Below are 25,086 nucleotides of genomic sequence, written 5' to 3'. Positions count from 1 at the left end.
TTCAAACGCATCGAAGCACACATAAGAATTCCTCCTTTTTCTATTTTACTTGATTAAACCTAATTCAACTTTCCATGTCAACAGCCGTTCCACCGATTGATTGAGCTGCTCTTCACTATATTGACCATTTTTGATCGCCTCCAGGATATAAGGAATCTGGCTGCTGTAGCTTGAGGATAAAATCATATCATTTCCCGCCTGCAAAGCCTGCAATCCGGCTTCTTCTTGAGAGATAAAATCAGCAAGCCCAGCCATATCCATATCGTCTGTCATGATCACACCCTTGAAGCCTAATTCATTGCGAATCAAGTCATGCACTGGTTTTGAAATTGAAGCTGGCCGCTGACCGTCAATTGCAGAAACGATATTGTGGGAGACCATAATACTATCAACACCTGCCTCGATTCCTGCTTCAAATGGGAGAAAATCATTTCTACGCAGTTCAACCAGCGAACGATTATCGGTTACAATTTCCACATGGGAATCGCGATTATTCCCATAACCGGGAAAATGTTTGATAGTTGAACCCAGCTTTTGCTTTTTCATTTCTTCTACGCTTAATTTGACATAGTGACTGGTACCAGTTGCATCCATCCCAATCGTCCGATCATAGATAAAGGATTGCGGATCTGTTGAGACATCCGCATCTGGAAACATCCCTAGTTGAATTCCTAATTCACCAAAGACCTGTGCTTTACGATCAATATCTTGTTTGATTCCATCCCAGCCATTTTTTTGATACAGCGCTTGAGGACTTTGAAAAGGCGGCGAAACGATTTGATTTCTGCTCAAACGACTCACCGTACCGCCTTCTTCATCGGACCCAATAAACATTGGCATTTTGCTGGCCTCTTGATAACTTGTGATCGCCTGCTTCACTTCTGCTTGCCCTTTCCCTTCCATGTCACGGTCAAAAAGCAAATAACCGCCTAAATGATAATTTTGGATATCGGCTACCTGATTTTGCTCTGGTACACGAGCCATAAATAATTGTCCGACTTTTTCTTCCAAGGTCATGGCATTCATTGTTTTATCAACTGTTTCTTTCATTGTCGACTCCTTTTTCTGGGATTCAGACGTCTGCTTTGTTTGCTTTACGGACTCACTTGATTTTGTTGATTCACTAGTTATTGAAGAGTCTTTCTTAGAATTTCCACACGCAGTCAAACTCAGGACCGCTGATAGGATCATCAAACTCAGTACAACGCTTTTTTTCACTTGGATACACTCCTTATGTGAAGGGTGATCTAATAAATTAGATTGTCTTCACTAATATATGCCTTCCGTTTAACTCTGTATGCTTATTGTAAATATTCTATTATTTTTTCACATTTATAAAAAGGCGGATTATAAATATCAGAACGGATATTTTTTAATATTTACGATATTATTCTAGCACAGCTTGCGAAAAGAAAGCGTCATTTCAAATTTTTCTATAAAAAATGCTGAGAAAAGAAGATATCTTCTTTTCTCAGCATTGCTTTACTTGTATGAAATTGCAGCACTTTTACGAAAACGATAGCCTTTGCCCCAAATCGTTTGAATAATCTCGTGATCAACCTCCATAATTTCCAGCTTCAGCTTGATATTCTTTACTAAAGAAGAAAGCTGGGCTAAACGCGATTGGGAAATATGTCCCCACAAGCTCTTACACAACTCATCGCGCGAGATGATCTCCCCTGGGTTACTCCGTAATTTTTCTAAAAGCTGCAGCTCTAATGACGATAAATTAACTAGCGTCATCGCTGAAAGATCTAGATCTTCTTCGACTACTTCCTGACGCTTTTCCGTTACCACAGGTTCAAAGGATTTATTCTGATATTGTGTAGCAACTTCGGCTAATTGTTCTCTCAACAGCTCTACCGAATCACTATTTTGTACGATCCCATTTATTCCTTGTACTTCTAACAATGAACGTTCCTTCTCACTGAGGGAATGATCAACTTCTCTCAGTATGTTTTGACCATTTTCCCGTAGTTTCGGTAACATCAATTCCATCTCGTAGCTTGAAATGGTCTCACCAATGATGATAATCGGAAAATGATTGACTAAATTCGAAACGCGTCCTTCCATCTGAATCTCATTGAGAATACTGGTGGAACAAAATACTTCATAATTTAAATGCTGCAATTTATTTGTTAAAGCTTCTTCTGCTAATACATTTTTTGTTAAAACTAAGATTCGAACCATTCTCATACCCTCATTTTCTACTCATAATACTCATGAATAGAATATAACTTAAATTTAAGTAAATAAAAGTTCTTTTTTTAGAGGATAATAAACAAAATATTGAACATTATAAATTATATCGTTTTTTTGAAGCCTTAATAAAGAAAAACCGTGATTTATTATCACGGTTAAGCAGTTACCTTATTTAATTCTTTTGTATGTTTCACAGCTTTCTCAAAAATTGGTAAGTTGAATTGTTTATACAACGCACCTGCCACGAAGTAAGCAATGTTGAAATCAACTAAGCTATGAACTAAACCACCAACGCCCATCAGAATAAAGACGGTATAGATATATCCTTGAGAATAGAAGGTGTCCGGCATATTTCCCATAAAGTAAAAGGCTGAGACGACAATCATTTCAGCAATCGCGTGGATCAGACCGATTACTAGGTTAAATACTTGAAAACGCCCATTTGCTAATGTGAATTTTCCATTTTTTAGCACAAGCTCAGGATGTTTTTGTAGATAATAAGCACCAAGCAGCGCAAAAATCAAATGTGAAAAGGCTCGTAAAGCAATAATCGGCGTAGTAGAAATGAAAAAGCCGAATGTAGTTCCTAAAACAACCGCGATCGCCACTAGCGGTGAGAAGAACATCGCAATAAACACGGGAACGTGACTGGCTAACGTAAATGACGCTGGTCCAATCACAATTTTCGGCATAACCATCGGAATCAAGATCCCAAGTCCGATCAGTAACGCTGAAATCGTCAAATTTCTAATAGAATGATTTTTCATTTTTTCCTCCTTGATATGTCAAGACACTTAATTGAGTTTCAGTTTAGTCCAAAACCACTCAGGTGTCAAGACAGTTGGAGTGAGAATTTTATGAAAAATTTCATTATTGATCAATTCGTGCTAAACGTTCATCCCGTTGCTTTAGCGTCATATGATGTTTTTTCAAATATCGATTATTAGGATGTTTGGCGCAGGCAATCGAACAAGCCCCTAAATATTTTCCTTCATTTTCTTCAGAAACAAGTATTTGCCGATTACACTCTGGATTGCTGCAATTGATATATCGTTCGCAAGGAGTACCGTCAAACCATTCTTTGCCGATCACCTGTTTGTCGACTTGGTTAATTTCCACACTGATCCGTTCATCAAAGACGTACATTTTCCCATCCCATAACTCGCCTCTGGTAGTTTCGTTTTTACCATAAGCCGCAATCCCACCGTGAAGCTGCGCCACATCTTCAAAGCCTTCACGGATTAACCAGCCAGAGAATTTCTCACAACGAATGCCGCCAGTACAATAAGTAACGATTTTTTTGTCCATGAACTGTTCCTTATTCTCGCGAATCCACGCAGGGAGCTCACGAAAGTTATGAATCTCTGGACGAATCGCCCCGCGAAAGTGCCCCAGGTCATATTCATAATCATTTCGAGCATCAATGACCACCGTGTCTTCGTCTAATAGAGCCTCACGAAATGCTTGAGGCTCTAAATAATTTCCAGTCAATTGCCGCGGATCAATGTCTTCTTCCAAATGCAACGCTACTAATTCCTTTCGAGGACGGACAAATAATTTCTTAAACGCATGCCCCTCACTTTCATCCATCTTGAAATAAGTATCTTTGAAGCGTTCATCTGCCAGCATAACATCCATATAGCGATCCGTAGCTTCCTTCGTTCCTGAAAGAGTGCCATTGATCCCCTCTGGTGCCACTAAAATCCGGCCCTTAATATCTAAATCACGACAAAAAGCCAAATGCTCTTTAGCAAACGCTTCGGGGTCTTCGATTGTTGTGTAGTTATAGTAAAGTAATACGCGATAATCCATGATGATTCCTCCTGTTTCTTTATCCTTTACTACTATAGGAGATAGACCCTGTTTTTTCGAGCTTGATGCTTGTGGATTCTTTCTCAAGTTTGGGTGTAATAAAAAATTAGTGGTGCATTCGACACTTGTTGAAAACAAGATCAAATGTACCACCAATCTGTGCTATAACCATCTCTCGAGAAAAAATTGCTTGCGATTGCAGGAGCTATTTTATCTTTTTCTTTCTAAACCTTCCTAAAATACAATGGAGATTATTCTAAGTTCCGATAAATCAACGTGTCCTAACGCTGCTAATCAAACCTTATCACTCGTTGTTTCTATTGATTTATCAGTACTTAAAATAGCTGCATTAGCAAGACACCCAATCCCTAATACTACAAAACTTTTTTTCTTAAACACTACCCCTGATAATAGGAAATAGCTTCCTAAAATTTTATTTGTACGAGCAATCGATTCTTTTGTTTTTCTGTCTGGTCGAGGAAGCTTTACACTCACACCTAATCTTTCACCAAACGCTTCAAAAAAATCTGCTGATTTATTTATCATCTTTCTGCTCCTCCTTTTTACTGCAACGACAGCCATTGTTGACATAAACAATCCAAAACAACTTTCTAAAGCCTTTCTAACCTGAAGCCTCTACAAATAATTCTCCAATCAATTTATCCGTCATAAAATCAAAAACAGTAAAAAAGTCGCAAACTGGTTCGATAGTTTTTTTCGTAGCGATAGAAGACAGCAAGGTACTCAGTACACCAAAAGCAGTCGCATCATCAATAACAGGTTGCAAATTAACAATCTGGCAAACCTCTTTGAAAAAAGACATACTTTCAAATTTGATTGTTTCTATTTCCTCCGTTGATAACTTTGTAACAAACGCACGAAAATCAACTGAGTTTACATCATAAAGAAATGGGTTATGATCAAACTCACGTGCTAGTTTTTTTAATGCCTTTGATAATCCCATACGATTAGGTGTCTGGAGGACAGTCTCCTTAAATCGTTCCGTCAAACGTGACTGGATTGTTTGCGCTGTTTCTAAAAATAGCTGTTCTTTTGTAGCAAACAACACATAAAACGTACCAATAGAAATCTTTGCCTCAGTACAAAGGGCTTTAATGCTCGTCTTTTTATAGCCCTGAGCAATCCAAAAATCCTCACACAGTTGAAGCAGCTTCTGTTTGATTACTAATTTATCCTCTGGACTTAATACTGGTTTATTAGGCATGATCGAATTCCTTTCTAACTATACGAATATTTATATAATTATATTCGCAAAAAGAATAGCATGATCCCTTGATCCTGTCAATCTACACTTCTGCCTACATATCTTTTAATGATAAACACCTGGTCTGAAATCAAAAGCTGGATCATGCATCTTTATTTATCCTTACTAAATGGATAAGTCTGTCTTAATTTACTACTTTAGATTTCTGGAAAACAGAAAAAATCAGGTTCCCCTCTCATCCTCTGAAAGTGAAACCTGATTTATCTATAATCTGATCCTGCCTAAAAAACGTCTATTTGCGTCGTCCTAAGAAAAACGAAACAATCAGTACTAAAATCACAGCACCAATAATTGATGGTACTAAGGCCATGCCCGCCAACGATGGTCCCCAAGAACCAAGTAACGCTTGACCTAGTGCTGAACCAACTAAACCTGCAACGATATTAGCAATCCAGCCCATACTATTTCCTCTACCTGTAATCGCTCCAGCGATTGCACCAATCACTGCGCCAATAATTAATGACCATAATAAACCCATAATAAATTTCTCCTCACTTCTATATTCTCTCTTGTTTTATCAAAAGTTTTTCTTACTGTTGTATTTTAATTTGTTTTCGTTTGTTTCTTCTTTAAGATAATAGGAATCAAAAACAGCAGCGTTGGAATAACTACTTTTTTTGCTAATTTAGCCATTTTTGCACCTCCTAAAACAACTAATATTTTAAGTCTTTTAACTAAAGAAATAATTCTTTAGTTTCATATTGTAATCCAATACTCCATCTGAATTTTCTAAAATGAAGCTGTTCAATTCATTGCAGTAATCCAATTCAATCTCTGTGCCTAAGTTAGCTTGATCCTCAGTAGAAATAAAGACTTGAAATTCCTCGTTTTCTATCGATTGATTGTATTGCTGGCTTTTTCCATAAATAGGAACGATTTGGAAATAGCTGCCCTTTGCGCAGCAGCCTTTATCTCTTAATTCTTGATTTTCTTCTGTTCTGGAGGCCAATATAAACGCATGATTCTCCCCCAGCTGACGGCATAAAACATCCTTTGCTTCAGTACTTACTAGCATTTCCATAGGTATCCTCCTCGATAAATTTCTTATTTTTCAAATTCTGTCATTCGTGAATATTTAATATAAAGCTTTCCAGCTGTGACATTCTTCTTCTTTTTGTTCCACGGCTTGATGTGTCCAGTAAAATGAATAATCGCTGGCTGTTGTCGTGTCTCCTCGTATTCTTCCTCGCCTTTTTTCCGAGGATTTACGATTTCACGTTTCAAAATATAGCTTTGGGCATTCCATCTTGAATGCAGCGGAACCCAGCAATCGTGCAAGATCGCATTCAATGCATCCTGATCATGGAAACGTAATTTCTCAGGATTTTCTTCAATAAATTGAAAGACTCTCTCGGTAACATTTTCCTCCAGCCATTTTTTTACGTTAATCAGCATCAAACCAGAATTGAAGTAGCGATTTGATTTTGTTTTAATCCCCATCTTCTCTAATCGCTGGTGAAATCCTGCGTCTTCTACGGCAGCTAGAATATGATCCTGCAGGTCTGTTTCCCATAGTTTAGTAATGTCCGTAAGAGCGATCATATCACAATCCATATATAATACTTTCTCAACATTCTTGTCTCGGAATAGTTCTGGAATTTCAATTCTGAAGTAGGCAGTCGCCGGAATGCGATCGCTAGTTACGACATTTTTGAAAATTGCTTTGTCAATCGTTAAGAACGTCAAAGACCCAAAGTTTTCGAAATTCTCTAAGGTTTCACGCAGCGTTTCTTTACAATCATCTTCGATTGAATCGTCAACGATATAAAAATCAAACGTATATTCCCGATCCTCACAATTATCTAAAATAGATACCCATAAAGCAGCTAGATGGGGAACAAATTGTGTGTTGCAGCTGGCAACTAAATGCATCTTTTTCTCTTCCTGATTATTCATTGCTAACACCTACTTCATAAGATTTATCTTCAGTAAAGATTTGCATATATTGCTCTTGATAAGGATGATTCTCTAACGTATTCCATGGTTTATCATGCCCTGTAAAATGTACAATTGCCGGTTTGTTTCTCCCCGATTGATACAAATGATCATAATACTTCGTTGGAGCCGGATGGACATCAAACATCAATGAGGTTTGCATGTTCCATTTAGGATGCAATTGTTTCCAGTTATCATGCAAAATAGCATTCAACGCGTCTTGATCGTGGAACACAATGAGCTGTTCTTTCTCCTCAAGGAATTGAATGGTTTTTTCAGTTACATTATTCTTTCTCCATTGATCCAAATCGACCAGCATCACACCTGAATTAAAATAGTAGTCATGTGAATCAACTTCTAGTCTAGCAAGAGCTTTTGCTTGACCGGGATCAATCACGGCACCAATGATATGATCGCCCAAATTTTGGTCGTATAATTCAGCCACATCAGTCAAAACAAATGTATCTGAGTCTAAATAAAGCACTTTATTATAAGGAGAATTTTCTAATAATTCTGGCAATGAAATGCGTAAATAGGCAGTTGTATTAATATGATCACTAATCATAAACTCTTCATAAAGCCCTCTATTGACGGTTAAAAATTCGATTGCTGCCTTACCTGAATATGCATCTATTAAAGCCTCCAGCTCATCTTTGCTTTGAGAGGAAAGATTATCATCAATTACAAAGAAGATTCCCCTCCTATCCTTAGAAATATTATCCATTACTGAACGGATCATTACTTTCAAACAGGGAACATAATTCTCATCAGAGGCTGTAACAATTGGAATATCCATTTCGTTACACATTGTTAAAAGCTTTGTCATTAAAATTCTCTCCTTTTTATTATTTTTAATTAATTTTCGTTGAGACCATCCTAATACGGAAAATCAACAATTTCAAAAAATACGCTCAGCAATTATTCAATATCGTTAAAAAAATAAACAAAAAACACCAAAAAAATGACATAATAATGGACCATGGTTATATAAAAAACAGCTGTTTTTAAAATTGATAAAAACAACTGTAAATAGCATTAAATCAAGAAAATAGACAGATTAAATTATGAACATAATAGATGCTTTTCACTCTTAAAATAGTGACTAAAACGTTACACGAAATTGGAAGAAAAATGTTTTTTTCACTTTTATATCTTTTTTTGATTTTTATGGCGAGCAAAACATTATTCGAAAACATTTTGCATTAATAAATCAAATCTATATACAATTAATTATTATATTCAGTCAAACATAGCGCTCTTTATAATTTTTCCTTTTCTAAGAAAAATTTGAAGCTCTCTCAAAAACAACCGAACCCTTGCTCAAAGACTATACCTCTGTTCCACTCCTTATTATTCTTATTAATAAATAGACGAGCAGGCTTTTTTACAAAGAGTAACTAGCATCTTATGCTTTTAGAGTAAACAAATTAGAAAGGAAGTTTTGTTATGAATAAAGGCCTGAAAGCCATCTTAATCATTATCTTATTGATTCTGCTTTCCATCTTCTTACCAATCATCGCGATTTACTATTTTGTCGCATCAAAATCTTTAGATCTTACTTCTCTGCAACGTCTTGTATTAACAAATGAGTATATTCAAAGCTACTTATTCTGGGCTGCGGTTGTCCTAGCAATCTTAACAGTAGTCATTATGTTGATTATTTTGCTTTATCCAAAACGTGTGTCAACATTCATTTTGAAAGAACAACGAGGAGCTTTGGCTTTAGATAAGCGCGCAATTGAAGGGTATGTTCGAACAAGTTTAAAACAGGAAAACTTCATGGATACACCAAAAGTCAATGTGATTGCGACAAAAAATAAGCTTAAAGTCAATGTGCGAGGACAATTGAAAAAAACATCGGCATTAATTGATAGAACTGATAATTGGGCCAAAGGAATGGAAAAACAAATACACCAATTATTGGGATCTAAAGAGAAGTTCTCGATCAACGTAAAATTTTATTCTTTTGATTCTGATTCGTCTAAAACAGGCGTTGTAGAATCACGAGTGGGTTAGGAGGAAATATGATGAAAGATTTTTTAACTAGAGATAGATTGCCTCTGATTGGCGGCATCTTAGGTTTTATTTTGGCTGTATTGTTCTTTACAGTCGGCTTCTTCAAAACAATTCTATTGATTCTTATTACGATCATCGGAGGAGCGATCGGCATCTATGTGAAGAACAATCATCTCTTAGATGACCATCTAAAGAAATAGGAGGAATAGACAATGGAAAACACAACAACTAAAAGTGGTGCAGACACAAATGTGAACAACCAAAACGTGAAGGGTGACCTCACTTATGAAGACAAAGTGATTCAAAAAATTATCGGAATTGCCTTAGAAAATATTGATGGGCTATTAACAGTAGACGGCGGCTTTTTCTCAAATATGAAAGAGAAGCTGGTAAATACAGATGACATGACCGCTGGTATTTCAACTGAAGTTGGGAAGAAGCAAGTAGCTGTCGATATGGATATCGTTGTAGAATATGGTAAAGATGTAGAAAAGGTCTTTGATCAAATGACAGAATTAATTTCTAAAGAGGTTGAAAGGATGACTCATTTGGTGGTCATTGAAGTCAACGTAAATGTTGTGGATATTAAAACTCGAGAAGAATATGAAGAAGATAGCGAAACCGTTCAAGATAAGGTCAGCAGCGCTGCTCAAACAACTGGAAAATTCGCTGCTAAACAAACCGATCGAGCAAAAAATGCATTAAGCAATCAAAAAGCCAAAACAAGTGATCAATTAAACTCAGAACCCCGTGTTCACTAATTTTTTTAAAAGAGAGCAGCATAAAAACCGTGTAAGTAACCCTTGAACCTAGGTAGGTGGTAACTTCACGGTTTTTATTTTTTTATGCAGACCTTCGCTCATGGGATCGTCTATTTAATTACGTCAAGGTCATTCGTAAAAATCTTGTGTAGCACCAATACGGTGAAAGGCAGTTGAACACCGTTAAACAACCAAACGCCGCTTTTCGTCATGACTATCCATTATTCTGATTTCCATCTATCATCCTAATAAAGCAACAACTAATGGTCCCATTATTGTAAGCAGTACATTTCCAATCGCATAAGCGGGAGTAAAACTAATTGAGAAGACGCTGCTCTGTGTTTCTTCGCTGACCGCGTTTAAGGCCGCATTGATTGTTCCAGCTCCTGTCAATGACCCAATGTTATCAATTGCATTCAACTTGAGTACATATTTACTGAAAAACAATGTAATCACATGCGGTAAAATGGAAATTACCGCGCCAATCAATAGGACTTGAATCCCCATTGACCCTAATGCTTTAACGAATTGGCTTCCAGCTTCCAACCCGACAGCCGCAATAAAAAGATTCAATCCGACACTTTTTAAGAACCAACGTGTAGCACTAGGAATATTGCCAAGATAAGCCTTTTTATTTTGGTACCAGCCAAAGAAGATACCGCTAAATAACGCTCCGCCACCAGCACCTAGAGTCAAAGGAATGCCGCCAATCGTCAATACTAAAGTTCCGATCAAGATACCTAAAACAATCCCAATCGACATAAAGGTAACATCTGTTTCAGAACTATTATCCACAGCATAGCCTAAAGTAGGCAGGACTTTTTTGACAGAACGATCAGGTCCCGCAATCGTCAAGCGATCCCCAGGCGTCAAAGTAGAAAGATCCTCGATTTGTTTCCCGTCGCGGGTGGCATCGATTACGACGATATTCTCATCAATCAATGTCGATAATGCATGATGGCTGAACACGTTTGTCAGCATCAGCTCAACGGTTCGCAACGGTATTTTTCGATAAGCATCATCAAAGACTTCTTTATAGTAAACCTCCGCTTGCATAACTTTCCATAAATCTTCACTTTCTCCAAGAACTGTCAATACCTGACCTTTCTTCAAAACTGTGTGACTGTCAAAAGTCTGGGGTTTATGTTTACTGAATACTTGCTGAACAATGACCTTGTTATGAAAATCTTTTTCGAACCTACTAATCGTCAAATTTTCTTTTGGTGTCTGCAAGATTTGAAAAGATCTTGTGGACATATTGCTTAATAAGGGCGAAACATTGCGATCATCTGAGCCGATGTCCAAGGACTCAACCATTTTTTTCGTTTCATCCTTCAAATTAACTTGTAAAAGTACAGGGGCGATATTCTTTAAAAAGATCGTTACCCCCATCGTTCCAAATACATATGTCACCGCATAGGCAATCGCAACATTAGAAGTCATAGTAGCTTTGGCAGCTGCAGAGATATTTAGTCCGTTGATGGCAGAAGTTGCTGTACCGATCGTTGCTGATTGAGTCAAGGACCCAGCGATAATGCCAGCTGCTTCTCCGGCGTTAAGTTTAAATAGTTTGAAGAGTATTATTGCAACTCCAAATCCCACTACTGAAAAAAAGACCGACTGAACGACTAGCTTCAATCCAGAACTTTTCAAGCTTTGGATGAAGGCTGGTCCAACTTCATAACCAACAACAAAAATAAAGAGATCAAAAAAGACACTTTTAAGAATCGGTGCGATCGTAAATATACCTAATTGCCCGACCAACAACCCCACCAACAAGACACCAACAGTCGAACCTAAGCTAAAAGATTTAATTTTAAATTTGCCGATAAAATAGCCCCCAGCAAGTGCCAGAAAGATGCTGATGATCGGATTCGCTATTAAAAAACTGCTAAATTCCTTCCACATCGGTCTTCCTCCTTACTGCTGTAAGAAACTTTGTTGGTATTCATCAATTAATTCAAGAATTTGTTTCGCGATAATTTCATAGTCTTCATCAGGAAGATTGGCCTCAGAGACGCGTAGTTCTCCCGGCTGAGAACCGAAGCCCACACCGTCCATCAAAACCACACCATTTTTTTGCGATAAATTATAGAGAAAATCGACTTGTTCAAACTGTTCCATCAGATATTTTTTAAATTCTGAACCATAGATTTTTTCTGCCAACTGATAAATATTGATCAAAGAATAATACTTGCTGTTTTCTTTGCTGGCATTTCCCTCAATATTCAATCCTTTAAACAAATCTTCATAACGACGATTAACAATGGCCTTAGAGGTCTCAATATATACATCTTTTTCTTGTGAAAGTAAATGAGTCAACGAGAAAAGAACCTCCATAATTTGTTGTGGAGTCGACAATCCAGATGTGTGGTAAAGTCCAACTGACCGACTATCTGCTACCATTCGGTCAATAAACTTCATCTTTTCTGGTTCCAGCACATTGATTGAATAGCGTGTCGTCAGCTCAGCTTTCTTTTCTTGTGAAAGATTGCTGATTAAGTGATCAAAAACATTTTCCTTGTTCACAGCGACCACCCCTAAACGCCAGCCCGTTGCTCCAAAAAGCTTCGAATACGAGTATACTAATAGTGTATTGTATGGAACCACACTATAAATCGTCTTGAACTCATCGACAAATGTCCCATAAACATCATCGGTAATAATAATCAGTTCCGGTTTTTCGGCTACAACTTTTTTGATTTCTTCTAACGCCGTATCATCGAAGGCCATTGCTCCAGGATTTGATGGATTTACCGCAAAGAAAGCCTTAATTTCTGGGTCCTTTAGCTTGTCGAGTTCACTAGCTTGAATTTCCCAGTTATGTTCTTCATCAGAACGTAGATCGACTTCGACCATTTCGTAATCATTCAATTCAGGAATTTGTAAATAAGGCGTGAATATCGGTGTATTGATCGCTATTTTATCTCCTTGCTTGATTAATTTATTCTCCTTTAGTGAATTAAAAATATAAACGATTGCCGCAGTTCCACCCTCTGTTGGGAATAAATCAGTTTGTTCAGCTAGTTTTTCACCACGATACAAAGTAGATTCTAAATAAGCGTTGATTACGCGTTCGCTATGTTTCAGAATTCTGCTGGGAACTGGGTAATTATTGCCAATCACACCATCTACCAATTCTTTAACAAATTCATCTTTATCAATTTTTAGCGTATCGTGTGCGTAATTCACTGCATCGATCAAAAATTGATCAATTTCACTTGTTTTAGGTGATAAGAAAGTTTCCAAACGCTCGCGAATTCCTTCAAGTGTAGTATATCCTGCCAAATCGCCTTCCGAAATTGTACGACTGGATTCTTTAGCACCAAATTCAATGATTCGCGCAAATGCTAAACGTGCTTTTGTATTAATCCAATTGGGATTTCCTCTGCCTGCATTGAGAAAAATATTACTTTTTTTGTTGTGCTGAGCTAATTTCAACATTTCGTTGCTAATTTCAAACGCACCTAATTTCTCTAATTGTTGTTCTTCATCTCTTATACTCATCGTTAATCCCCCTTTGTTATTATAAAAATCTTTTTGATGCTGACAGACTAGCATTTAAGCGCTTAATTGAAAAATAAGTTGCTCAAGAAATCATGTAATAGTCGAATTCGCATAATGGAGTATTAGAAAAAGGCATGCAAAATAGCCTGACACAGCATTTGTCAGGCTACTCTACTGGATTGATTCTTTTCATTTAATTAGACCACAACAAAAACAATAGATGATTATATTGGCAACTTCATCTAATCATTTGATTATTTTCTTCTTTTCCTCATTCTACTTTTCTTTTGCCTGCAGTGATAGTCATTCAACATCTTCTTGGTTGCTTCTATTCCTGGTTTCTTTTTATCTAATAATCCTGTTACTGGCTTCTGATCATCCTTAGGCGGCGACATGAGTGCAGTCATCAGTGAATGATCAGCTTGTTTTGATGTGAGATTCTTCGAGTCATCAGACGGCAGAATTTCTTCTTGCTCCGATTCCCCCTCTGACACAAGTCGCAAATCCGTCAAAGTAGCCTCCTCTGGTAATTGTTCTTTGACAATTTCCAGCAATTCCTCGCTGTTCAGATTCTCCAATTTAATCCCTGCCGGCAACGCAATCTGCTTTTCTTCTAACTCTTCAATCGTTTCTTCATTTGTCGCAGACTGAATAAGATCAGCTAATGTTGATCTAAAAGGCAGCTTCTTTTCTTCGACTACTTCTAGCTCCTCAAACTCTTCTCCTTTTTTGGGGGCTTTGCTTTTTTTAATCAGTGAGTGGCGGGTACAGTTCATCACATCTGAACTAACTACCTCTACAAAAAGACGAACCCCGTCCTTTTCAAAAACAGTTAACAGACTTAAAAGCTCCAAGATTGCCTTAACCTTCTCCTCCGATAGATAGGGATCGGCATCCCGCAGGCTCCAAGCTTGTGTCTTTTTATTTTCTTTTAAAAAGATCGAGGTAAGTTTATATTGCTGATCCTCCAGCTCCTCGATCGGTGTTGTCTTTTCAAATAAAAACTCTTTATAATGACTGATTGCCGTATCATAAGAATGATAGTTTTTCTCATTGCCAAATAAGCGGATCATTACTTGTTTCCAATTCCCACCAGAAAAATAACTTTTGAAGAATGGAGCGAGCGCACGCAGTGTGTCATCAGGTTGTGAGTACAGAAGAATCTGTTGAACAATCGTTGTTAGCATCCCTGAGAAGTCAGTTACCGTCAACGCATTGCGTAATAATAGAGCAAACACAAATTGAAGCACAGTTGCAGCATTTCTGGTTTCTTCGAAATACTCTTCAATTCTTTTTTCAACAGACTCTCTTTTCATACCAAAAATTTGACGACTAGTTATTTCCTTTACTGACATGACACTCTCTCCTCACTATTTTAAAATATATATTTTTAGTTGATAGCAACACTAAACAACTCTTCGAAATTAATATACGTCAAAAACCATTAAAAATTGATGGATTATTGAAAAACATCCGATTCAATATTTTTATTTTTAATCATTGAAATGAATGGAAGGCGGTCTGAAGGGATTTTCTTAAAAAAATTGAGTCAATCTTGATTTTTTTAGGTAGGAAGCATAGAGCTTCTGTTTATAAGAAATCAGAGGTTTATTTGCGGTGCTAACTTTAAGGTTTATACCTGATTAAGTACAAATTGAATTAAGGAATGAGGGGTAAAAGAGTAATTCTCACACCCTCTTGGTTAATCCGGTTCACTATTTGATATATAATTTTGTTATTTTATCGATATAAGAAATGTCAGTATTAACCTTTTTAGCAATACATTGTAAGTCTCATTAATGAGATAAAACACAGGAAGAGGTTATTGTTTTACATTTTTAACTATGGGCATTCAACTTCAGCATATAGTTACTAAAAAGACGGAAACAAATGCTAAAGTAAAATACACCTACTCCTACCGATCATCCGAACTTAACTTCCTGTAATTTAATGAACCGATTTCAGACTTCACACCAACTACTATAATAGAAATATGCTACTTCATACTTTTTAAGAACCGATAACCGACACTCATAACTGTTTTTAAAACCAATCAAATCACTAAAGAATACCGTACCACCTTTCCAATTCTTCCTGTTTCCGTTATATTAAAGTTATCTTATTCCAAAACACTTCTACTAAAATAATAATCTCCTAATAATGATTTGAAAAATGAAGCCAATCAGATTTATTGAACGTTCCATGATATCTTTAGCCATTTGAACTGAGGAGGAAGTATGAACTCAACAAATTTCAATGCCATTATCGGCTTACTGCTGTCACTGATTGTTATTGCAATTGCACTTGGTTTGATGTTCCTTTTTTCATTAGCCTTTTTTAAAATACTAAAAACGCTTCTTTTGGGTGAAACAATCTCCTTAGTGCCTTATTCAAAGGCGACAGAGAAAATGTATGAGGAAAGCTTTCTTTTAGCTCATAAAAGGATCATGATCGTTCGACTGCTGTTCAAATCTAGACGTTTCAAATCACCTGCCAATCCAAAAGGGATCGTGTCTTGTCTTAATCATAAGCAGTCTTACTATTATCCACGACGATTTCCTAACATGAAATAACCATGGCCGCTGAAATATTTGAAGGACTCCAAAGGGAGAATCCTTTTGGTTCACGCTGGATATAGAACCTTGATTTCTTTAATTACCCTCGTTTTAGCCCTTCTAATTCTGTTATTTTTACTTTTTTCAGGTATTCAATTTTTATTAGATTGCGGGCAAGAACTTTGGATTAGGTATTAGAACAGAATTCCTAATGTAATTTCGAAACAAATTCATTTTTTTATTCAGGAGGCTCGACATGAAAAAAATACTAATTATTGATGGTGAACGAGATCTGCTGGAAACCTTCAGGGATTATTTTCAACTGATGAATTATCTCGTCTACACCGCTGAAAATGGCTACGAAGGACTAAAGCAGCTTCAGTATCAACCAGACATCATTATTTTAGATGTTAATATGCCAGAGATGGACGGCTTTGAGCTCTGTGCAGCCATCCGAGAACAAATTACTTGTCCAATTGTTTTTCTATCTGCGAAAGAAGATGAAGAAAGCCGAATACAAGGGTTGACGATTGGCGGCGATGATTATTTAGTTAAGCCCGTCAGCTTAAAGGAGCTGGGATTGCGAATTGAGGCGCATCTTAGACGAGAAAATCGCAAACAATCCGCACGAAAGATAACATATTTTGACGAGTTGATAATTGACTATGATCAAAAGGTACTTTTCTATCGCAAACAAGAGATTTATTTAACTAAAGTCGAATTTTCAATCGTTGAGCTGTTGTCTAAGCATCCCGGAAGAGCTTTTTCAAAAGAAGAAATCTATCAATATCTTTGGGACTGGGATAAACTAGGTAATGCCGCAATCATTACGGAGCATATTCGGCGGATACGAAAGAAGCTCTCAGAATACTCAGCGACTGACTATATTCAGACCGTTTGGGGGGTCGGCTATAAATGGATTGGCTAGATGATGTAATTGCTCGGCTGTTTGCTAAAAGGAGCAGCCTTGACCAAAGTCTGCTCCTTTACCTTTTAATTGGCATCTTAGGAATCGTTTGTGCAACACTTATCACCGTCTCCATCTGTGTTAGCTGGGAACGGCTAATACTTATGCCAGAAGAGGAACCTACTTTTTTTTGGAATTATTTGACTTGGGCGCCGCCTAGCACTTCATTACCAACGATTAAGCTGTTGGAAATGGTCCGACAGTCTGCGGTTTTTGTATATAGCTTTTTGGGGATTTTTTTTGCAACGAAAATGTTTTACCGCAAACGAATCTTGCAGCCGATTACGATTTTAGAAAAGAGCATCCAGCAGATTGAACAAGGAAATTATCAACAGCCGGTCTACTACAATACCTACGATGAGTTTGAAAAAACCTCTCTTGGGCTGGAGCATCTGCGACTGACATTGCAGACAAACGAGAAAAAACTCAAAGAAATGTATCGTGATCAAAAAAAAGTCAACGCCGCCTTTTCCCATGATCTGCGTACACCATTAGCAACAATCCAAAATAATCTGGAGCTACTAGAAGCCTACTATGAACAAGATTGTCTGAGTCCGGAAGCCTTTGATAAATCCGCGACAAAAATCAAAAACAGTATTATCCGGCTAAGCTCCTTTTCTGAAACGATGCAGCAATTACAGAAGCTAGAAGATCGTCCGCTGCACAAAAAAATGCAACCATTGAGTCTAATTGAAGAGCATATTCGAGAGATTGATCAACATTATCCGGAAAAAGAGCTGCTGATTACGAAGGATTATCCAAAAATCACTGCGAAATACGATCTTGATCTGATTAACGAAGTAGTGGAGAACTTGCTAAATAACGCTTATCGTTTCGCTAAGCAAACAATCGACATCACCATTGCGCTACAGGAACAGTTAGTCATTATTTATGTTAAGGATGATGGCCCTGGTTTTTCTAAAAAGGAACTGTTAACAGCGACAGAACCCTATTACTCACAAAATAAAAACAGTCATTTTGGACTGGGCTTGACCATTGCCGAAGCGCTGGCTCAAAAACATGGCGGACAATTAAAAATTGCGAATAGTCTTGATAGTGGCGCGATCGTTTCGGCTGTTTTTTTGCTTGATTAATAGAAAAATCGACAATTGTAGAGAATTTATAGAGATTTGATGAGTATCCTTTAAGCAAGGCAACAGAAGAATGAGGAGGGATCACCGATGCAAATCGAAATCAATCATTTGAATCAATACTATGGCAAAAACCAAGTTCTCTACGATATAAACCTGTCTATTTCAACGGGGATGTTCGGCCTGCTGGGACGAAACGGCGCCGGAAAAACGACTCTGTTAAAAACCCTCGTTACCCTGCTTCCGACAAATGAGGGCGAGATCCGCATGAACGGGATCGATATCCATGATCAGAAAAAAATTCGTTCGATCATCGGCTTTCTTCCGCAGGAATTTTCGATGTACGGCAATATGACTGCTTATCAGGCATTGGATTATTTAGCTGTGCTTTCCGAGTTAGATAAACGAACACGCCAAACACGGATCAACGCCTTGCTGGAACAAGTTAATCTGACGATCCATAAAAATGTCAAAGTCAAAGCCATGTCCGGCGGGATGAAACGTCGTTTAGGAATTGCGCAGGCTTTGCTGAACGACCCGAAAATTCTGGTGGTGGATGAGCCGACAGCGGGGTTAGACCCAGAAGAACGACTACGCTTTAGAAACCTCTTAGCGGAGGTCAGTGAAAACAAAATCGTTTTACTATCGACCCATATCGCTGGAGATATTGAAGCTGCTGCAGAAAATGTCGCGATTTTGGAACAGGGACGAATCATCTTTTCAGATTCAATTGAACAATTACTGTTGAACGCCCAAGGAAAAATCTTTAGCGTTCAGGTTCCGCGAACAGAGTTGAATGCTGCCAAAAAACAAGTTCAAATTATTAGCCTGCAGCAAGATGGCAGTACCTCTCACCTGCGCTTCATCGGCAATCCAGCTGCATCAATCATGCGCCATCCGCTGGTGATTGAAGAGCGTCCGACATTAGAGGATGCTTATCTCTACCTTTTATCAATGAAAGGTGGGGATTAGCATGTTACTCAAAAAAGAACTGGGATTAACCTTGAAAAGTTTGACATATTGGTTAGTCGTCCTATTTATCGGCGGATTTCTCTTTACACAACTTGGTTCGGATTTTATTTCGTTGAAACAGCCTGAGCCAGGTAATAATGATTATGGTATCGGTCGAACGACCGATAAGCACGCCATTCAACAGCAAACAATCTTTTCATTGTTGCAGCAATACAACAGTAAAGGCTTTAACACCTATCCTTTTGGTTTCTTAAAAACCGTTACACCGTCAAAATCCGATAAAGCAACGATCAAAGAAATTCTAGAGCGAGCGACTGGAAAGTCAGTCGCGGAATTAAATCAAGCCCAATCGAATCTGGCCATCGAAAATCCGCAAATCGATCAATTTGCTTTGGCAGAAAAATTTGTACTAGCTAAAGACTACACCTATCCTACCTTCGAAAAGGATATGCGAAAAGTAGAAGAGCTGATTGGTAAAGGGTCGGATTTCTCTAAGAATGTCTATTTGAATCAAACAAAAAGACAATTAACCTATGAAGAAGCCACGAAGAACTTTCAAACAACATTGACTAAAGACCGAGTCTCTGGCGCCTTTGCTCGTATGACCTGTGATTATTTAGGATTGGTGCTGGCTTTGGTTCCAGTCTTTATCGCGGCGACCGTCGTTCTGCGGGATAAACGTGCTCAAAGCCAATTGGTGATTCACTCTAAACGAATTTCTAGCTTTAAATTATACGGCACTCGTTTTTTAGCGACCGTTCTCTTGGTGCTATTGCCAGTTATTCTGTTCAGTCTATTGCCGGCCATTCAATCCGTCTATGTCGCTCAAAAATATCAACATGTTGGAGATTTGCTGCTGTTTTATCAATACATTATCGGCTGGTCCTTACCAACAATCGTAGCGGTTATCGGAATTAGCTTCCTGATCACTACTGTATTTAATGGGTTGGTGAGCGTCATCTTCCAATTAGGCTTTTGGCTCTTATCACTTATGAGCAACGGCCGTAATATCGTTGGCAGCGTTGGGGTCAATCTGATCCCGCGATTTAATACAGTAGGGTCTCGCGAAGTCTTTGAACAGATTTTTTCTGAGTTAGTTATAAACCGCGTCCTTTGGTTTGCTCTTGGTTTGATTTGTTTCTTGCTAAGCTGTGTGATCTTTGATCGGAAACGGAAAGGACGGATGCACTATGGGAATTCTCGCTAAAGTATCCATCGCTTTCTGGCGATTTCATTTTTATCCGGCAGTCTTTACGGCGTTCCTGTTAACGCTGCTCTTTCCTACCTTCTTTGGGGTCGAAAATGCGCCATTTTTGCAAAGTGCGGAGATCTATGAACGCTTCTTTCCCTTGATCGGATTGATCCTGTTTATCCCTCTTTACTTACCTGATAGTTTGGAAGAAACGACATTGCTGATCAAAACCAAACTTTTTTCCTATGTAGGCATCTTATTTTTACGTTTTCTTCAGATTCTTATTACTTTACTATTACTGACTTGTGGCTGCTTACTGCTTTTTGAATTGAGCAACGCAACGATCGAGCTTGATCTCTTTTTCTTTAGCGGCCTAGCAAATGCACTGTTTATGGGTGGGCTATATGCGATTGGTTTCGCCTTCACCAACCAACCGGTCACAGGTTTGATTCTGCCTTTGGGCTATTACGTGGCTAGTCTGTTCGCTGGTGAAAAATATTTAAAGATGTTTTATCTCTTTGCTTTAGGAGAAAAAGATGTCCATTCTAAACTCGTACTGCTTTTCAGTGGACTACTGTTAATAGCTATCAGCTTTATCCTAATGAAGAGAAAGAAATAATAAAGTCGTTCCATCCTAGAAAATACTTAGGATGAAACGACTTTATTTTTAGCTGTTGATTTGTTCCCCATGCTTAACCTGATTTTTATCCAATAAGTCAAAACTTTCCCCGCCATTGGTAACCAGCGTTAAAACAACCTCGGCTTTTCCTGCATGACGAATTTTATCAAAGTCTGCAATGACTAGTAGCGTATTTTCATCTACTACTTGTCCTTCTTGAACATGCACCTCAAAGGGAGCACCGTCTAATTCCACCGTGTCTAAACCAATATGAATCAAGACTTCACTACCTGACTGACTCGTCAAGCCAATTGCGTGCTTGGTTTGAAAAATCGTGGTGACCGTCCCTTCAATCGGCGCATAAATTTCAGATGCAGTCGGTTGAACTCCAAAGCCCTCACCCATCATTTTTTGTGAAAACACGGGATCAGCTACTTCGCTTAACGGAACAAACGTCCCATCCACGGGTGCAAAGAAAGCTTCTGCTTTTTTCTTTTTAAAGCGTTCAAACATTTTCTATTCTCCAATCCTGCGTACTAATCATCGCGTCCTAATAATTGATTGATTTCTTGACTAAACAAGTCGGCTTTTCCGCCAAAGACTGCCTGAATGCCACCTTGAACTTCAAAAACCGCAGTTGCTCCAAGTTTTTTGAATACCGGTTTTTGAACCTTATCGCCTTGTTTTACAGCCACGCGTAAACGCGTTGCACAGGCTGTCACGTTTTCAATATTTTCATCTCCGCCAAGTGCTTCAATGATCTGCCACGCTTGTTCCTTCAAACTCGCTGAACCAGAGTCATCGGCTACTTCAAGCATGTCCTCATCATTTTCCATACCAGGAATCGCCACTTTAAATTTCTTGATGCAGAGGCTGAAGACGAAGAAATAAATCAATGCCCAAGCGATCCCAAATGGAATCACCTTAATCCAGTTGGTCTTATCATTTCCCTGCAGCACGCCAAATAGCAAATAATCAATCAAGCCGCCAGAAAACGAATTTCCGATTCGGATATTTAAAATATCGGCAAAATAAAAGGATAACCCATCCAAAAATGCATGAATTACGTAGAGCCAAGGAGCAACAAATAAGAACATATATTCAATCGGTTCTGTAATCCCAGTTAAGAAAGACGTCAATGCCCCGCTGAAATACAAGCCGCCATTTTTCTTGCGATTTTCTTTTGGAATCGCGCGATACATCGCATAACAAGCAGCTGGCAAGCCAAACATCATCGTTGCGAAACGGCCCGCAAAGAAGCGAGTTCCGTAAGTGAATAAACCAGTATGACTAGAATCTGCAAGTTGCGCGAAGAAAATATTCTGTGCTCCAGAGATCGATTGTCCGGCAACCGTTTCAACCCCGCCTAAAGAAGTGTACCAAAACATCGGGTAAATCGTGTGGTGCAAGCCCACTGCGCCAGTCAAACGCAATAAGAATCCATAAAAAAAGGTCCCGATACTGCCCATTTGCGCGACCTGCTGCCCAATGACCACCATCCCATTTTGAATCGGCGGCCAAATCAGATAGAAAACACAACCAATCGCAATCGCGCTAAAAGAAGAAACAATCGGGATAAAACGAGAACCTCCGAAGAAGCCTAAAAATTGCGGCAGCTCGATTTTACGATAACGATTATGCAGAAACGCCACCGTTCCACCGATCACAATCGAACCAACCACACCAGTATCAATGCTAGCATCTTTAGCAGAAAATAATTCCAATAACCCGCTGATCGTTGCTGTATAAACTAAAAATGCCACACCACCTGCTAAACCGGCTGTCCCCTTATCTCCTTTAGCCAACCCAACTGCAAGACCAATCGCAAAAATCAAGGCAAGATTGGCAAACACGGCATTTCCCGCAAAGCTCATGACACTTAGAATCGTTTGCAGCCATGGCTGATTCAAAAATGGATAAGCCGCTACCGCACTCTCATTTGTCAGTGCGCCACCTAATCCCAACAACAAACCTGCCGCCGGTAAAATCGCGATCGGCAGCATAAAAGCTCGTCCTAACTGTGAAAACTTTTTAAACATGATTTATCCTCCTTATTCTTCATTCATCAATGCTTGAATAAAACGCGTCGCAATTTCCTTCGGTCTAGTAATCGCTCCGCCAACAACAACGCCCACAGCGCCTAAATCCTGAATCCTTTTTGCCTCCTCTGGTGTATGAATTTGTCCTTCCGCAATCACATGAATTCCCTCATCAACCAAGGCTTTTACTAAATCACTGGTTGAGATCGAATCAGCTTGGGTATACCCTCTTAACGTTGTCCCAACAAAGTCGACACCAGCTTGCCAAGCATCAACCCCCTCTTCAAAGGTTGAAATATCGGCCATCAAAAGTTGATTAGGATATTTCTCTTTGATTTGTTTAATCAATTGATTCGTTGTCTGGCCGTCGGGACGTTCACGCAAAGTACAATCAAGGGCAATCACCTCTACATTCGTTTCCGCTAACGCATCGACCTCTTTCATCGTAGGTGTGATAAAAACGTCAGAATTTGGATAGGTCTGTTTGATAATTCCAATAATCGGCAAATCAATTTTTTCTTGTATTTGCTGAATATCTCTGACGGTATTCGCTCGAATCCCGACTGCTCCTGCTTCTTTTGCCGCTAAAGCCATTAATGGCATGATCCCCCCCTCTTCTGTATACAACGGTTCTCCTGGCAAAGCTTGACAGGAAACAATCAAGCCGCCTTTCATAGTACTTAAAAACTCTTTTTTTCTCACGCTCCGTTTTCACTCCGTTTTTAAATTATTTTGGATTATTACTCCAAAAATATAGCATGCGCTTTCAAAAATGTAAATAGAAAATGAAAAAAAAAGTTTTTTGACGTATAATCGAAGATGACAACTGAGAGGAAAAAAGGAGAAAGAATGACCATTTCATATACAATTCAAGAAAAATATGCGACCCTGACAAAATCCGAAAAAAAAATTGCTGACTATATTTTGTCCAGCGGTGAAAAAATCGTTCACAGTACCATGAGCGACATCAGGGAAGCCGCAACTGTTGGCGACGGAACGATTATGCGTTTTTGCCAAAAAATTGGCTTTTCTGGCTTTTCAGATTTAAAGATCGCCATCGCTAAAGAAGATTTCAGCAAACAGCAGGAAGATTCACAGGAATCTGATTTTTTTGATAAACGTACTAAGACCATCGACAAAGCTTTAAAAACCACGAATCAACGTTTGGATAATGATAAGCTTAAACAAGCTGTCCAGATGATTACCGAAGCCAATCAAATCTATATCTTTGGCGTAGGCTCTAGCGGCAATACTGGAAATGATCTAGAAGCAATGCTGCTGCGCGTCGGCGTCCAATCACGCTCAGTGATCGATCCTCATTTCCAAGCACAAATCGCTTCCTTGCTTACCGAAAAGGATTTAGTGATTGGCTTCTCCTTGTCTGGTCGAACAAAAGATACCCATGATTCTTTGAATATCGCTAAGAAAAATCATGCGAAGATCATCGCCATTACCAATTACCAACTGTCACCTATCGCCCAATTAGCTGACGTTGTCCTGCAAACAGCGATCGATGAATTTTTGGACGGCGCTTCACTGGCAGGTAAGATCTCCCAGTTATATTTGTGTGATTTACTTGTTCAAAGCTACGAGATCGAAAATAACGTAAACACAATCGAACTAAGAGAAACCGTGTTACGCTCTATTTTGGATAAAAGCTTGGATTGATAGTTAAAAGCCGCTAACCCTTGAGAAACTGTTTAGGGAAGCGGCTTTTTCTTCGTAAGATGTAGTAGGAAATCCAGGTTCATTTTCTTTCATGATGAACCCATACCAACAAAAAGGATATAATTTTCTGATTTGTCAAATTAAGCTAAACAATCTATCTTTATCTATGCAGCTCAAAAATACTTCCAATGGTGTTCGTAATTTAGTGATTTTCTTGGATGCTTCTGTGCTTTAAATTAATGCTAGATCAGTTAGTTTGCTTAAAATTTCAGGTTTATTAGAGATGTAAAGCTCTTGCTTTCCTTTGTACTCATGAATTTTTGTAAACATATTTAATAAGTCATAACTTAACGACAACTTTTCCAAGGTTTGATAATTAAACTCTTTCATCACAACCACTCCTTTTTCTCCGCCATTTTATAATATTTGGCGGAGAAAGATCTTCTTTCAATTTTTTTATCCGCT

The 25,086-nt window shown here is 38.4% G+C and carries 27 protein-coding genes; 10 read left to right on the top strand and 17 right to left on the bottom strand.

Annotation, left to right across the window (positions count from 1 at the left end; translation table 11 throughout):
• Positions 1-45: 45 nt before the first annotated feature.
• The 10 genes from IGI52_RS16825 to IGI52_RS16780 form a co-directional block, all read right to left on the bottom strand.
• Positions 46-1,218, bottom strand: coding sequence for a glycoside hydrolase family 3 N-terminal domain-containing protein (locus IGI52_RS16825; protein WP_438781779.1), 1,173 nt, complete (start codon positions 1,216-1,218; stop codon positions 46-48).
• A gap of 264 nt (positions 1,219-1,482) precedes the next feature.
• Positions 1,483-2,190, bottom strand: a complete 708-nt coding sequence (locus IGI52_RS16820) for a winged helix-turn-helix domain-containing protein (protein WP_016181057.1) — start codon at positions 2,188-2,190, stop codon at positions 1,483-1,485.
• A 167-nt stretch (positions 2,191-2,357) separates the two neighbouring features.
• A complete protein-coding gene (locus tag IGI52_RS16815) occupies positions 2,358-2,969 on the bottom strand; it encodes a hypothetical protein (protein WP_049221156.1) in 612 nt (203 codons plus the stop codon).
• A 103-nt stretch (positions 2,970-3,072) separates the two neighbouring features.
• The gene (trhO, locus tag IGI52_RS16810; RefSeq protein WP_438781777.1) at positions 3,073-4,014 is read right to left on the bottom strand and encodes an oxygen-dependent tRNA uridine(34) hydroxylase TrhO; all 942 of its coding nucleotides are present in this window, start codon (positions 4,012-4,014) and stop codon (positions 3,073-3,075) included.
• A gap of 294 nt (positions 4,015-4,308) precedes the next feature.
• The gene (locus tag IGI52_RS16805; RefSeq protein ID WP_016181060.1) at positions 4,309-4,560 is read right to left on the bottom strand and encodes a hypothetical protein; all 252 of its coding nucleotides are present in this window, start codon (positions 4,558-4,560) and stop codon (positions 4,309-4,311) included.
• A gap of 76 nt (positions 4,561-4,636) precedes the next feature.
• Positions 4,637-5,239: a TetR/AcrR family transcriptional regulator gene (locus IGI52_RS16800; protein WP_270785975.1), complete on the bottom strand. Its 603-nt coding sequence runs from the start codon at positions 5,237-5,239 to the stop codon at positions 4,637-4,639.
• A gap of 292 nt (positions 5,240-5,531) precedes the next feature.
• Positions 5,532-5,777, bottom strand: coding sequence for a GlsB/YeaQ/YmgE family stress response membrane protein (locus tag IGI52_RS16795; RefSeq protein WP_016181062.1), 246 nt, complete (start codon positions 5,775-5,777; stop codon positions 5,532-5,534).
• Positions 5,778-5,969: 192 nt separating this feature from the next.
• On the bottom strand, positions 5,970-6,320 hold the full coding sequence (locus IGI52_RS16790) for an iron-sulfur cluster biosynthesis family protein (RefSeq protein WP_227150675.1): 351 nt from the start codon (positions 6,318-6,320) through the stop codon (positions 5,970-5,972).
• 23 nt (positions 6,321-6,343) lie between these two features.
• Entirely contained in the window at positions 6,344-7,195 is an 852-nt protein-coding gene (locus IGI52_RS16785) for a glycosyltransferase family 8 protein (RefSeq protein WP_102872273.1), read from the bottom strand.
• Positions 7,188-8,060 (bottom strand): glycosyltransferase family 8 protein, encoded by an 873-nt coding sequence (locus IGI52_RS16780; protein ID WP_438781776.1) that lies wholly within the window; start codon positions 8,058-8,060, stop codon positions 7,188-7,190. Before IGI52_RS16780 ends, IGI52_RS16785 begins: the two co-directional genes overlap by 8 nt.
• Positions 8,061-8,680: 620 nt before the next feature.
• Between IGI52_RS16780 and amaP the strand changes: the two genes are divergently transcribed.
• Genes amaP through IGI52_RS16765 form a run of 3 tightly spaced genes read left to right on the top strand, consistent with a single transcriptional unit; the run spans position 8,681 to position 10,011 of the window.
• Positions 8,681-9,250 (top strand): alkaline shock response membrane anchor protein AmaP, encoded by a 570-nt coding sequence (gene amaP / locus IGI52_RS16775; protein ID WP_016181067.1) that lies wholly within the window; start codon positions 8,681-8,683, stop codon positions 9,248-9,250.
• A gap of 11 nt (positions 9,251-9,261) precedes the next feature.
• Positions 9,262-9,450, top strand: a complete 189-nt coding sequence (locus IGI52_RS16770; RefSeq protein ID WP_034876598.1) for a DUF2273 domain-containing protein — start codon at positions 9,262-9,264, stop codon at positions 9,448-9,450.
• Between the two features lie 12 nt (positions 9,451-9,462).
• Positions 9,463-10,011: an Asp23/Gls24 family envelope stress response protein gene (locus IGI52_RS16765; protein ID WP_270785974.1), complete on the top strand. Its 549-nt coding sequence runs from the start codon at positions 9,463-9,465 to the stop codon at positions 10,009-10,011.
• 240 nt (positions 10,012-10,251) lie between these two features.
• Here IGI52_RS16765 and aspT read toward each other — a convergent pair whose 3' ends face one another.
• The 3 genes from aspT to IGI52_RS16750 form a co-directional block, all read right to left on the bottom strand.
• Positions 10,252-11,919: an aspartate-alanine antiporter gene (gene aspT / locus IGI52_RS16760; protein WP_438781774.1), complete on the bottom strand. Its 1,668-nt coding sequence runs from the start codon at positions 11,917-11,919 to the stop codon at positions 10,252-10,254.
• A gap of 12 nt (positions 11,920-11,931) precedes the next feature.
• Complete coding sequence (locus tag IGI52_RS16755; protein ID WP_438781773.1) at positions 11,932-13,518, bottom strand: bifunctional aspartate transaminase/aspartate 4-decarboxylase; 1,587 nt, start codon at positions 13,516-13,518, stop codon at positions 11,932-11,934.
• A 254-nt stretch (positions 13,519-13,772) separates the two neighbouring features.
• Entirely contained in the window at positions 13,773-14,873 is a 1,101-nt protein-coding gene (locus tag IGI52_RS16750) for a hypothetical protein (RefSeq protein WP_438781772.1), read from the bottom strand.
• Between the two features lie 882 nt (positions 14,874-15,755).
• Between IGI52_RS16750 and IGI52_RS16745 the strand changes: the two genes are divergently transcribed.
• From IGI52_RS16745 to IGI52_RS16720, 6 genes are all read left to right on the top strand, one after another.
• Positions 15,756-16,091, top strand: a complete 336-nt coding sequence (locus IGI52_RS16745; protein WP_227150682.1) for a hypothetical protein — start codon at positions 15,756-15,758, stop codon at positions 16,089-16,091.
• A 238-nt stretch (positions 16,092-16,329) separates the two neighbouring features.
• Positions 16,330-17,001, top strand: coding sequence for a response regulator transcription factor (locus IGI52_RS16740; protein WP_438781771.1), 672 nt, complete (start codon positions 16,330-16,332; stop codon positions 16,999-17,001).
• Positions 16,989-18,134: a HAMP domain-containing sensor histidine kinase gene (locus tag IGI52_RS16735; RefSeq protein WP_311935665.1), complete on the top strand. Its 1,146-nt coding sequence runs from the start codon at positions 16,989-16,991 to the stop codon at positions 18,132-18,134. Before IGI52_RS16740 ends, IGI52_RS16735 begins: the two co-directional genes overlap by 13 nt.
• An 87-nt stretch (positions 18,135-18,221) precedes the next feature.
• The gene (locus tag IGI52_RS16730; RefSeq protein WP_438781770.1) at positions 18,222-19,103 is read left to right on the top strand and encodes an ATP-binding cassette domain-containing protein; all 882 of its coding nucleotides are present in this window, start codon (positions 18,222-18,224) and stop codon (positions 19,101-19,103) included.
• A gap of 1 nt (position 19,104) precedes the next feature.
• The gene (locus IGI52_RS16725; protein WP_438781769.1) at positions 19,105-20,310 is read left to right on the top strand and encodes an ABC transporter permease; all 1,206 of its coding nucleotides are present in this window, start codon (positions 19,105-19,107) and stop codon (positions 20,308-20,310) included.
• On the top strand, positions 20,294-20,914 hold the full coding sequence (locus IGI52_RS16720; RefSeq protein ID WP_438781768.1) for a hypothetical protein: 621 nt from the start codon (positions 20,294-20,296) through the stop codon (positions 20,912-20,914). Before IGI52_RS16725 ends, IGI52_RS16720 begins: the two co-directional genes overlap by 17 nt.
• A gap of 48 nt (positions 20,915-20,962) precedes the next feature.
• Here the strand turns inward: IGI52_RS16720 and IGI52_RS16715 are convergent, their stop codons facing one another.
• Genes IGI52_RS16715 through IGI52_RS16705 form a run of 3 tightly spaced genes read right to left on the bottom strand, consistent with a single transcriptional unit; the run spans position 20,963 to position 23,655 of the window.
• Positions 20,963-21,427, bottom strand: a complete 465-nt coding sequence (locus IGI52_RS16715; RefSeq protein WP_016181079.1) for a PTS sugar transporter subunit IIA — start codon at positions 21,425-21,427, stop codon at positions 20,963-20,965.
• A 23-nt stretch (positions 21,428-21,450) separates the two neighbouring features.
• The gene (locus tag IGI52_RS16710) at positions 21,451-22,953 is read right to left on the bottom strand and encodes a PTS transporter subunit EIIC (protein WP_438781767.1); all 1,503 of its coding nucleotides are present in this window, start codon (positions 22,951-22,953) and stop codon (positions 21,451-21,453) included.
• Positions 22,954-22,965: 12 nt separating this feature from the next.
• Positions 22,966-23,655, bottom strand: coding sequence for an N-acetylmannosamine-6-phosphate 2-epimerase (locus tag IGI52_RS16705; protein WP_438781766.1), 690 nt, complete (start codon positions 23,653-23,655; stop codon positions 22,966-22,968).
• 147 nt (positions 23,656-23,802) lie between these two features.
• Here IGI52_RS16705 and IGI52_RS16700 point away from each other — a divergent pair, with 147 nt between their 5' ends.
• Positions 23,803-24,621, top strand: a complete 819-nt coding sequence (locus IGI52_RS16700) for a MurR/RpiR family transcriptional regulator (protein WP_438781765.1) — start codon at positions 23,803-23,805, stop codon at positions 24,619-24,621.
• Between the two features lie 231 nt (positions 24,622-24,852).
• On the opposite strand, the gene IGI52_RS16695 is transcribed toward IGI52_RS16700, so the two are convergent.
• On the bottom strand, positions 24,853-25,011 hold the full coding sequence (locus IGI52_RS16695; protein WP_438781764.1) for a hypothetical protein: 159 nt from the start codon (positions 25,009-25,011) through the stop codon (positions 24,853-24,855).
• Between the last annotated feature and the right edge of the window lie 75 nt (positions 25,012-25,086).

The sequence above is a fragment of the Enterococcus sp. DIV0187 genome (genome assembly GCF_051713785.1).
In the GTDB taxonomy this organism is placed as follows: Bacteria; Bacillota; Bacilli; order Lactobacillales; family Enterococcaceae; genus Enterococcus_A; species Enterococcus_A avium.
The sequence above is the reverse complement of the archived record's forward strand: the minus strand, read 5'-3'. Positions and strand labels throughout refer to the sequence as shown.

Excerpts from the sequence above, each read along its gene's own strand:
- aspT (WP_438781774.1), bottom strand. The coding sequence starts at position 11,919 with ATGTGGAAGGAATTTAGCAGTTTTTTAATAGCGAATCCGATCATCAGC.
- amaP (WP_016181067.1), top strand. The coding sequence starts at position 8,681 with ATGAATAAAGGCCTGAAAGCCATCTTAATCATTATCTTATTGATTCTG.
- IGI52_RS16765 (WP_270785974.1), top strand. The coding sequence starts at position 9,463 with ATGGAAAACACAACAACTAAAAGTGGTGCAGACACAAATGTGAACAAC.
- IGI52_RS16740 (WP_438781771.1), top strand. The coding sequence starts at position 16,330 with ATGAAAAAAATACTAATTATTGATGGTGAACGAGATCTGCTGGAAACC.
- IGI52_RS16750 (WP_438781772.1), bottom strand. The coding sequence starts at position 14,873 with ATGTCAGTAAAGGAAATAACTAGTCGTCAAATTTTTGGTATGAAAAGA.
- IGI52_RS16730 (WP_438781770.1), top strand. The coding sequence starts at position 18,222 with ATGCAAATCGAAATCAATCATTTGAATCAATACTATGGCAAAAACCAA.
- IGI52_RS16795 (WP_016181062.1), bottom strand. The coding sequence starts at position 5,777 with ATGGGTTTATTATGGTCATTAATTATTGGCGCAGTGATTGGTGCAATC.
- IGI52_RS16720 (WP_438781768.1), top strand. The coding sequence starts at position 20,294 with ATGGGAATTCTCGCTAAAGTATCCATCGCTTTCTGGCGATTTCATTTT.
- trhO (WP_438781777.1), bottom strand. The coding sequence starts at position 4,014 with ATGGATTATCGCGTATTACTTTACTATAACTACACAACAATCGAAGAC.
- IGI52_RS16815 (WP_049221156.1), bottom strand. The coding sequence starts at position 2,969 with ATGAAAAATCATTCTATTAGAAATTTGACGATTTCAGCGTTACTGATC.
- IGI52_RS16820 (WP_016181057.1), bottom strand. The coding sequence starts at position 2,190 with ATGGTTCGAATCTTAGTTTTAACAAAAAATGTATTAGCAGAAGAAGCT.
- IGI52_RS16745 (WP_227150682.1), top strand. The coding sequence starts at position 15,756 with ATGAACTCAACAAATTTCAATGCCATTATCGGCTTACTGCTGTCACTG.
- IGI52_RS16710 (WP_438781767.1), bottom strand. The coding sequence starts at position 22,953 with ATGTTTAAAAAGTTTTCACAGTTAGGACGAGCTTTTATGCTGCCGATC.
- IGI52_RS16805 (WP_016181060.1), bottom strand. The coding sequence starts at position 4,560 with ATGATAAATAAATCAGCAGATTTTTTTGAAGCGTTTGGTGAAAGATTA.
- IGI52_RS16700 (WP_438781765.1), top strand. The coding sequence starts at position 23,803 with ATGACCATTTCATATACAATTCAAGAAAAATATGCGACCCTGACAAAA.
- IGI52_RS16780 (WP_438781776.1), bottom strand. The coding sequence starts at position 8,060 with ATGACAAAGCTTTTAACAATGTGTAACGAAATGGATATTCCAATTGTT.
- IGI52_RS16715 (WP_016181079.1), bottom strand. The coding sequence starts at position 21,427 with ATGTTTGAACGCTTTAAAAAGAAAAAAGCAGAAGCTTTCTTTGCACCC.
- IGI52_RS16735 (WP_311935665.1), top strand. The coding sequence starts at position 16,989 with ATGGATTGGCTAGATGATGTAATTGCTCGGCTGTTTGCTAAAAGGAGC.
- IGI52_RS16755 (WP_438781773.1), bottom strand. The coding sequence starts at position 13,518 with ATGAGTATAAGAGATGAAGAACAACAATTAGAGAAATTAGGTGCGTTT.
- IGI52_RS16800 (WP_270785975.1), bottom strand. The coding sequence starts at position 5,239 with ATGCCTAATAAACCAGTATTAAGTCCAGAGGATAAATTAGTAATCAAA.
- IGI52_RS16785 (WP_102872273.1), bottom strand. The coding sequence starts at position 7,195 with ATGAATAATCAGGAAGAGAAAAAGATGCATTTAGTTGCCAGCTGCAAC.
- IGI52_RS16770 (WP_034876598.1), top strand. The coding sequence starts at position 9,262 with ATGAAAGATTTTTTAACTAGAGATAGATTGCCTCTGATTGGCGGCATC.
- IGI52_RS16695 (WP_438781764.1), bottom strand. The coding sequence starts at position 25,011 with ATGAAAGAGTTTAATTATCAAACCTTGGAAAAGTTGTCGTTAAGTTAT.
- IGI52_RS16725 (WP_438781769.1), top strand. The coding sequence starts at position 19,105 with ATGTTACTCAAAAAAGAACTGGGATTAACCTTGAAAAGTTTGACATAT.
- IGI52_RS16790 (WP_227150675.1), bottom strand. The coding sequence starts at position 6,320 with ATGGAAATGCTAGTAAGTACTGAAGCAAAGGATGTTTTATGCCGTCAG.